Source organism: Pseudomonas sp. JV245A (assembly GCF_032424515.1).
GTDB lineage: Bacteria > Pseudomonadota > Gammaproteobacteria > Pseudomonadales > Pseudomonadaceae > Aquipseudomonas > Aquipseudomonas protegens.
Window position 1 is genome coordinate 1 of sequence record NZ_VYKE01000366.1, and the last position, 1,484, is coordinate 1,484.

Consider the following 1,484-nt stretch of genomic DNA (forward strand, 5'->3'; position numbering starts at 1 on the left):
CGGCCCGGCCACCGGGGCACCGGCCAGGTTGATGATCACGTCGAAGGCTTCGCCGTGGCCCAGCTTGCTCAGCGAGCGCAGGCAACGGGCGCGACCGTCGAACAGGTAGGCGGCGCGCAGCGGGTCCCGGGCCAGCACGCTGACCGTGTGCCCGGCATCCAGCAGTTGGTTGACCAGGGTCTCGCCGATAAAACCGGTGCCACCGGTGACCAGCACCCGCTTGCCGCTGCCACCGGCAAAGGGGTTGGCGCCCTGGCCCTGGCGTTGCAGGCGCAGCGCCGCCAGGCCGTCGCGGATGCCCGAGGCGGTGACGCCCACGGCGAACAGGCTCAGGGCCCAGCCCTGCCAGCCCAGGTCGATGGGATTCAAGGCACTGGGCAGGCGTGACCATTCCAGCAGTTGCAGGCCGTACAGGGCGAAGAAGGCCCCGGCGTTGATCGCCAGCACGGTGTGCATGATGCGTTCGATGGCCGGCAGCTTGCGGCTGCGATCCTCGACCACGAAGTCCCACAGGGTCAGGCCGATTTCCAGGGCGAACAGCAGGGCGATCACCAGGGCCCAGATGCCCTGGAACGCCAGGTGGGCGATGCCCATGAACAGCACGCCGTAGAAGCACGAGCGCAGGGCATGGATGCTGAGCTCCTTGCGGGCGCTGTGACGCTGCGGCAGGGCCACGGTGAGTTCGTGATGGTAGAGAGTATCCAGGGCGCCGAGCACGCCCTGGGCGAGCAACAGGGCGATAGCCCACTGCAGGATTGGCAAATCAGCCACGATGGTGAAGTCCTTTTACGAGGGAAGACGAGAGGTACGGCGGTCGTGGCGCTGCAGCCACAGTAACGGCGGCAGCAGCACCAGCAGGGCGAAGCTGTCGATCCACAGGTGGGCGGTCATGTTCATCTGCCAGGACAGCCACATGTCCTGGGGCGCCCACAGCACAATCCCGGCCATCAGCCAGGCCCAGGCGGCAGGGGCCCGCAGGCGGTTGCCCAGGTGCACCAGCCCCAGCAGGAACAGCGAATAGCTTTGCAGGGTGGCGCCGAACAGCCCCAGCCACCAGATCTGCTGGGCCCGGGCCGGTGCCGGCGCGGCGGCGCCCCAGAAGGCCTGTTCGATGCCCGCGAGGTAATCGTTGAACAGGCCACTGTGGCCGGCCCAGGTCAGCAGCAGCCCGGCCAGCAGGTGGCCGGCGCCGACGGCATACAGCCAGAGCACCAGGGCCCGGCGCAGGCCGGGTCGGGGAGAAGCGGCGACGGATAACATTCCATGTCCTGTGGGGGGATCGAGGCCGCGAAGTGTACCGATTTTTTCCGGCCCATGGCGTGCGCCGGCGCCCATCTCAGGGCTTGCCGAGCAACTCCAGCAGCGCGTCGAGGGTGGCTTGCGGCGCTTCCTGGGGCAGGTTGTGGCCGATCCCCGGGAGGATCCGCCGCTGATAGGGCCCACTGAACAGGCCGACATCGGGGTCCGGCTCGGTGGCCGGGCCG

2 protein-coding genes and 1 pseudogene are annotated in these 1,484 nt (G+C 68.7%); all 3 read right to left on the bottom strand.

Going from position 1 to position 1,484, the window contains the following annotated elements; genetic code table 11:
• Window positions 1–771 (bottom strand): NAD-dependent epimerase/dehydratase family protein (locus F6S12_RS31670; RefSeq protein ID WP_315869850.1); only part of this gene is annotated, 771 nt, incomplete at its 3' end.
• A gap of 15 nt (window positions 772–786) precedes the next feature.
• On the bottom strand, window positions 787–1,260 hold the full coding sequence (locus tag F6S12_RS31675) for a hypothetical protein (RefSeq protein WP_015636431.1): 474 nt from the start codon (window positions 1,258–1,260) through the stop codon (window positions 787–789).
• A gap of 76 nt (window positions 1,261–1,336) precedes the next feature.
• Window positions 1,337–1,484, bottom strand: a pseudogene (locus tag F6S12_RS31680) (alpha/beta hydrolase); the annotation flags it as partial.

Coding starts and splice junctions, on each gene's coding strand:
- F6S12_RS31675 (WP_015636431.1), bottom strand. CDS start 1,260: ATGTTATCCGTCGCCGCTTCTCCCCGACCCGGCCTGCGCCGGGCCCTG.